Genomic DNA, 7,006 nt, shown 5'->3' on the forward strand with positions numbered 1-7,006 from the left:
AACGTCAGGAGTACCCGGTCATGTATCCGCTTCCCGTCGAACGCTGGAAACCGCTGAATCGCACGCTTTACAAGGCCTCGCTGCCGCTGGCGCTGTTTATCTGGCTGCTGCCGATGCTCGCCGTGCTGCTGACCTCGATCCGCTCGACGGATGAATTGTCGCAAGGCGACTACTGGACGTGGCCGAAACACTTCGCGTTGCTGGAGAACTATGGCACCGCGCTCACGCAAACGCCGATGCTGCATTACTTCGCCAATAGCGTGCTGATTACGGTGCCGTCGGTGATCGGCGCGATCGTGCTCGCGTCGATGGCGGGCTTCGCGTTGGCGACGTATCGCTTTCCGGGCAACACGGCCGTGCTGTTCGCGTTCGTCGCCGGCAATTTCGTGCCGATCCAGATCCTGATGATTCCAGTGCGCGACATGGCGCTGAAGTTCGGCCTGTTCAACACCGTGTGGGCGCTGGTGATCTTTCATGTGTCGTTTCAGACCGGCTTCTGCACCTTGTTTCTGCGCAACTTCATCAAGCAACTGCCGTTCGAGATGATCGAGGCCGCGCGCGTCGAAGGCGCGGGCGAGTGGACGATCTATCTGCGCATCGTGCTGCCGCTGATCCGCCCCGCGCTCGCCGCGCTCGCGATCCTCGTGTTCACGTTCGTGTGGAACGACTACTTCTGGGCGCTGTGCCTCACGCAAGGCGACGACGCCGCGCCGATCACGGTGGGCGTCGCCGCGCTGAAAGGGCAGTGGACGACCGCGTGGAACCTCGTCGCGGCGGGCTCGGTGCTGGCCGCGTTGCCTTCGGTGCTGATGTTCTTCGGCATGCAAAGGCACTTCGTCGCCGGACTGACCTTCGGGGCGAGCAAGGGATAAACGGCGCCTGAAACACGATTGAAACGACGGCTCGACGTCAACTCACCACGAGACTTTCACATGCAACTTGGTGTCTGCTACTACCCGGAACAATGGCCGCGCGCGATGTGGGCTGACGACGCGCAACGTATGGTCGAACTCGGCATCACGCATGTGCGGATCGCTGAATTCGCGTGGAGCCGTATGGAGCCGCGCGCCGGCGAATTTGACTGGCAATGGCTCGACGAAGCGGTCGAAACGCTCGCGAAAGCGGGCTTGAAACTCGTGCTCGGCACGCCGAGCGCGTCGCCGCCGAAGTGGCTCGTCGACGCGCATCCGGACGTGTTGCCGGTGCGCGCGGACGGCGCGCGCTGGCGTTTCGGCTCGCGGCGTCACTACGATATTTCGAGCGACACGTACCGGCGCGAATGCGTGCGCATCGTCACCGCGATGGCGAAGCGCTATGGCCGGCATTCGTCGATCGTCGCATGGCAGACCGATAACGAACTCGGCTGCCACGACACGGTGCCGAGCTATTCGGCCGCGGCGTTGCAGCGCTTTCACGCGTGGCTGCAGCGGCGCTACGCAACGATCGGCGCGTTGAACGACGCGTGGGGCAACGTGTTCTGGAGCATGGAGTACCCGTCGTTCGACGCGATCGGGCTGCCGACGCTGACACCCACCGACGCCAATCCGATCCATCTGCTCGACTTTCGCCGCTTCATGTCCGACGAGGTGGCGAGCTTCCATCGCGAGCAGATCGAGGTGTTGCGCGAGCATGCGCCGAACGCGGATCTGCTGCACAACTTCATGGGCTTTTTCACGACCTTCGATCACTATCGCTTCGCCGCCGACAACGCGATCGACGTCGCCGCATGGGACAGCTATCCGATTGCGCGCACTGAGTCGATCGCGTTGCCGGAGGAGCAGAAGGCGCGCTTCGCGCGTACCGGACATCCCGACGTGTCCGCGTTCGATCACGACCGCTACCGGGGCATTGGCGGCGGGCGCTTCTGGGTGATGGAGCAGCAGGCCGGTCCGGTGAACTGGGCGTCGTGCAATCCGATTCCGGCGCCGGGCATGGTGCGGCTATGGGCGTACGAGGCGTTCGCGCATGGCGCGGAGCTGGTGTCGTATTTCCGTTGGCGTCAGTGCCCGTATGCGCAGGAGCAGATGCATTCCGGGCTCAATCTGCCGAACGACGAACTGTCGCCGGGCGGTCTCGAGGTGCAACGGGCCGCGCGTGAGATCGCGGGCAGTACGGCGCTGTCGACGCTCGCCGCGCCCGCGCGCGCGGCCACCGCGCTGGTATTCGACTACGAGACGCAGTGGATGTTCGAAATCCAGCGTCACGGCAAGGGCTTCGACTACCAGACGCTCGCGTTCGACTACTACGAGTCGCTGCGCGAACTCGGGCTCGATGTCGATATCGTGTCGAGCCGGGCAGATCTTTCGCGCTACCAGCTAGTCGTGGTGCCGAGTCTCGCGGTGATCGACGCCGCGCTCGTCGAGCAGATCGCGCGTTCGAACGCGCAATGGGTGTTCGGCCCACGCAGCGGCTCGAAAACCGACGCGTTCGCGATTCCCGGCAATCTGCCGCCCGGCGCGTTGCAGCGCGCGCTGCCGATCCAGGTGCTCGAAGTCGAAACGCTGCGCTCGACGCTCGCGCCCGCGCTGTCGATCGACGGCACCGAGGGTTACGCGCTGCACTGGCGCGAGCATGTGCGCGCCAATGGCAAGACACGCATTGCCGCGCGCTTCGACGATGCCTGGCCCGCGCTGCTGACGCACGGCAACGTGCGCTATGTGGCCGGCTGGCTGTCGCATGAACTGCATCGCACGCTGTTGCGGCAGGCGGCGCGCGATTCGGGCCTCGATACGCAGGTACTCGCCGATGGACTGAGGCTGCGCCGCCGCGGCGGCTTGACCTTCGCATTCAATTTCGGCGCGCAACCGGTGCAGGCGCCAGCACCGCGCAATGCGACGTTCGTGCTCGGCGAGCCGCGCCTGAATACCGGCGACGTCTGCGCGTGGAAAGATGCGTGACGTGGTGTGGTTGTCACGTCACGGCAGGAAGTCAACCGAGTGGGTGCAGATCGGCAATGAGATCACCGGTGGCATGCTGTGGCCGCTCGGCAAGTACGATCAGCTCGATAACCTCGCGGCGCTGCTGAAGGCCGGGCACGACGCGGTCAAATCCGTCGACGGGCGTATCAAGGTGATGCTGCATATCGACAGCGGCGGCATCGCGGGTGACACGCCGGCATCACTGTGCCGGCGATGCCTGCCCCTTGTGCTGGTTCACGCACTCCGACGTGATCGCCATGCTCGCCTGATCGGGCGTCATGTGTGGCGCGTCGGGGCTGTAGATCTTTTCGATGATCGCGTCGACGGCCGCGCGGTCGGACGGATCTTTGTAGTAGCGGGCGGCCTGCTCGAGCGCCTGAGCTTTGGTCTTTTTGTGTGCGTGCCACGACGCGACCTGGCCGGCGATATCGCCGAGCGCGAAACATTGATCGCTGACGGTCTGCGCGACGGCCTGAGCGGCCGGCTGCGCGATGCACAGCGCGAGGAGCGCGGATACGACTACGCGTTTCATTACCGGAGTCCTGACATGAGACGGCGGCGGCGCGGCAGCGGCGGTGATCGCCGCGCCTGGCCGCGCGCGGAAAAATTGTTGCGTAGTGTATCGGGAAGTAGGCCGGGGCGCTTTTCGCCGCCGTGGATCACAATGCCGCAGGCGAACGGGTGTGACGTCGATGCGTCGCAGCGGCAGCGGCCGATCCTTTAGCCAGGTTTCAGGCGCGGCGATGGTTCTGATTGCCGTGCTGCTGTGTGTCGAGCAACTGCTCGCGTTCAGGTAAGCGAGAGATCCCGGGCGTTCAGCGAAACAAAAAGCCGCCCTGCGATTCGCAGGGCGGCTTCTGGGTCACCACTCGGTCGAACCGTTACCGGTCCGCTGGCGCGCACATCTCATTGCAGGCTCAATGGCCGAACGACTCCGTCTTCGACGCACCCGCTTCCGCCGCCTGCGGCCGTGCCGCCTGCTTGATCAGCAGCGCGACGCACGATAGCAGACCCGCCACCGCGATCGTCGCGAAGATGCCGCCGAACGAGAAGTGGCGGCGCGCCAACTCGGCTACGAGGAACGAACCCGCAATGCCACCGAAGCGGCCGACGCCAAGCATCCACGCGACGCCCGTGCCGCGGCCCACGGTCGGGTAGAACGCGGCGGCGAGCGCCGGCATCGACGATTGCGCGGTGTTCATCAGCACGCCGGCGATGAACACGATCAGCACGAGCGCGCCGACGTTGCCGGCCGCCTGACCGATGAAGTACACGCTGACGGCGGTCAGTGCATAGCACACCGCAATGACGCGGTTCGCGTTGAAGCGGTCCATCAGCACGCCGGCCAGTACCGCGCCGACGCCGCCGAGCGGGAACAGCGCGGAGATCAGCGTCGCGCGTTGCGGCGTGAGGCCGGCGTCCTTCAGCAGGATCGGCATCCAGTTGATCGATGCGTAGAAGATCACGAGGCCCATGAAGTACGCGACCCACAGCATCACCGAACCGACGATGTACGAGCGCGACAGCACGACGCCGAGACCCTTGCCGCCGGTTTGCGGCGCGGTTTCGGTCATCGTGAAACCGACGGCCTGCACCGCGTCGCCGGAAATGCGCGCGAGAGCGGCGCGAATCCGCTCGGCCGGCTTGTTATTCGCGACCATGTAGCGGACCGACTCCGGCATCTTCGCGAGCAACAGCAGCAACAGCAGCAGCGGCGTGACGCCGCCGAGGATCAGCACGCTGCGCCAGCCCAGATGCGGAATCATCCACGCGGCGAGGAAGCCGCCGAACGCGGCGCCGAGCGGGAAGCCGCAGAACATCAGGTTGATCACGGTGGCGCGGCGGTTGTCCGGGCAGTACTCGCCCATCATCGTGACCGCGTTCGGCATCGCGGCGCCGAGGCCGACGCCGGTCACGAAGCGCAGCACGGTCAGTTGGTCGATGCCGGTCGAAAACGCCGACGCGAGGCAGGCGACGCCGAACAGCAGCACCGAGCCGACCAGCATCGAGCGACGCCCGAGGCGGTCGGACAACGGACCCGAGCCGAGCGCGCCGCACGCGAGGCCGAACAGCGCGGCGCTCAGCACCGGCGCGAGCGCGGGCTTGCTGATACCCCATTCGGTGATCAGTGAAGGCGCGATGAAGCCGATCGCAGCAGTGTCAAAACCGTCCAGCAGGACGATGACGAAGCACATGAAAAAGATCAGCCACTGGAACGGCGAAAACGGATGCTCGTTGATGAAGGTTTGAACGTTCACAGCGGGGCTGCGGTTCATGATGGTCTCCTGGCAGCGAAAGGCCCGACACGACGAGCTATTCTTCTCTAAGACTGTACGCCGTCTGGCAACGGCGTACGATGCCTGCGGCGGGCCAACTGGCCGTTCATCGGCAATGAATCATCCCGGACGGATCGGTTTGACGGAATCGCGCCGGGCGAGGGAATTTGTTCGAATAAAGAACTGTGATTCTCTATGCGAACGCGCGCCACTGTAAGGAATGAATTCGATGCGGTCAACGGGGGAATACCCGAGCTTCGCAGTGGCCGACGTGCCCGCCGATGCGTGGGAGGCGGCGCGCTGCAATCGGGCCGCAGAAAGGACGAGGCGATAGCGAATGCGATGTCGCCCTGGTGACGCACGAGGGCGAATGGTCGCTCTACGAGCGGCGCAACTGTCGATAACGGCGCATCCGGCGTTGCGCCGTCATCCCTTCATGTCGAACGATCGGCGGCCAGGCATTCGCAGCGCGCTTTGATGGGCCTGGCGCGTCGTTCATATCAGGCGAGTTTTGCCGCGATCGCCTCGCCGACTTCGCTCGTGCTTGCCTTGCCGCCGAGGTCGCCGGTGTGCGGACCCTCGATCAGCGTCGCCTCGATCGCCTTCAGGATCGCGTCGTGCGCTTCGCGCTCCTTGCCGCTCGAATGACCGAGGAAGTCGAGCATCATCGCGGCCGACCAGATCATCGCGATCGGATTGGCGATGTGCTTGCCGGCGATATCGGGTGCCGAGCCGTGCACCGGCTCGAACAGCGACGGAAATTTGCGGTCCGGATTCACGTTGCCCGACGGCGCGAGGCCGATCGTGCCCGTGCACGCGGGGCCGAGATCGGACAGGATGTCGCCGAACAGATTGGTCGCGACGACCACGTCGAAACGGTCCGGGTTCAGGACGAAACGCGCGCACAGGATGTCGATGTGCTGCTTGTCCCACGTGACGTCCGGATACTGCGCGGCGATGCCGGCCGCGCATTTGTCCCACCACGGCATGCTGATCGCGATGCCGTTGCTCTTCGTTGCGACGGTGATTTTCTTGCGCGCGCGGCGCTGCGCGAGATCGAATGCGAACTTCAGCACGCGCTCGCTGCCATGCCGCGTAAACACCGACTCCTGCAGCACGAACTCGCGCTCGGTGCCTTCGAACATCACGCCGCCCACCGACGAATACTCGCCCTCGGTGTTCTCGCGCACGATCCAGAAGTCGATGTCGCCGGCCTTGCGTCCCGTGAGCGGCGAGGGAACGCCCGCAAGGAGCCGTGCGGGCCGCAGATTCACATACTGGTCGAACTCGCGGCGAAACTTCAGCAGCGACCCCCACAGCGAGATGTGATCGGGCACGGTGTCGGGCCAGCCGACCGCGCCGAACAGGATCGCATCGGCCGATTGCAGTTGCGCTTTCCAGTCGTCCGGCATCATCTTGCCGTGCTTCGCGTAGTAGTCGCAGCTCGCCCATTCGATGCGCCGATATTCGAGCTCGATGCCGAAGCGTTGCGTCGCGACTTCGAGTACGCGCAGCGCTTCGGGCATTACCTCGACGCCGATGCCGTCGCCGGGGATGACGGCAATCCGGTATTTGTTCGACATGCTGGGCTTCTCCTTTGAAGAATTGGAGTGGGGATGTGGTGGCGGTTATTTTATTCGTGGTGCATTCGATCATGCCGTGCCAGGCGCGGCGTGCCTCTCCTGCAAGGCTTAACCCATAGCGTTATACACATCTCGCTGCGGCAGCCGCCCGCGCCAGCAAGCCGTTTACATTCAATGACTTGAAAGCCGTGCTTGTAAACTTTGGCCGGATCGCGTCTACTCTCGTAAT

At 64.5% G+C, this 7,006-nt stretch carries 5 protein-coding genes and 1 pseudogene; 3 read left to right on the top strand and 3 right to left on the bottom strand.

What is annotated here, in order from left to right; translation table 11 throughout:
• Nucleotides 1-20 precede the first annotated feature (20 nt).
• From HWY30_RS12585 to HWY30_RS12595, 3 genes and pseudogenes are all read left to right on the top strand, one after another.
• Nucleotides 21-872 carry a carbohydrate ABC transporter permease gene (locus HWY30_RS12585; protein ID WP_018424689.1) on the top strand — a complete coding sequence of 284 codons (852 nt, stop codon included), beginning with the start codon at nucleotides 21-23 and terminating at the stop codon, nucleotides 870-872.
• Nucleotides 873-932: 60 nt separating this feature from the next.
• Nucleotides 933-2,897: a beta-galactosidase gene (locus HWY30_RS12590; RefSeq protein ID WP_090809215.1), complete on the top strand. Its 1,965-nt coding sequence runs from the start codon at nucleotides 933-935 to the stop codon at nucleotides 2,895-2,897.
• A 37-nt stretch (nucleotides 2,898-2,934) separates the two neighbouring features.
• Nucleotides 2,935-3,105: pseudogene (locus HWY30_RS12595) on the top strand (glycosyl hydrolase 53 family protein); the annotation flags it as partial.
• 12 nt (nucleotides 3,106-3,117) lie between these two features.
• On the opposite strand, the gene HWY30_RS41050 reads toward HWY30_RS12595, so the two are convergent.
• The 3 genes from HWY30_RS41050 to HWY30_RS12605 form a co-directional block, all read right to left on the bottom strand.
• Complete coding sequence (locus HWY30_RS41050) at nucleotides 3,118-3,450, bottom strand: hypothetical protein (protein ID WP_090809217.1); 333 nt, start codon at nucleotides 3,448-3,450, stop codon at nucleotides 3,118-3,120.
• Between the two features lie 385 nt (nucleotides 3,451-3,835).
• The gene (locus HWY30_RS12600; protein WP_090809219.1) at nucleotides 3,836-5,194 is read right to left on the bottom strand and encodes an MFS transporter; all 1,359 of its coding nucleotides are present in this window, start codon (nucleotides 5,192-5,194) and stop codon (nucleotides 3,836-3,838) included.
• A 500-nt stretch (nucleotides 5,195-5,694) separates the two neighbouring features.
• On the bottom strand, nucleotides 5,695-6,777 hold the full coding sequence (locus HWY30_RS12605) for a tartrate dehydrogenase (RefSeq protein ID WP_090809221.1): 1,083 nt from the start codon (nucleotides 6,775-6,777) through the stop codon (nucleotides 5,695-5,697).
• Between the last annotated feature and the right edge of the window lie 229 nt (nucleotides 6,778-7,006).

This window comes from Paraburkholderia tuberum STM678 (genome assembly GCF_902833905.1).
Lineage (GTDB): Bacteria > Pseudomonadota > Gammaproteobacteria > Burkholderiales > Burkholderiaceae > Paraburkholderia > Paraburkholderia tuberum.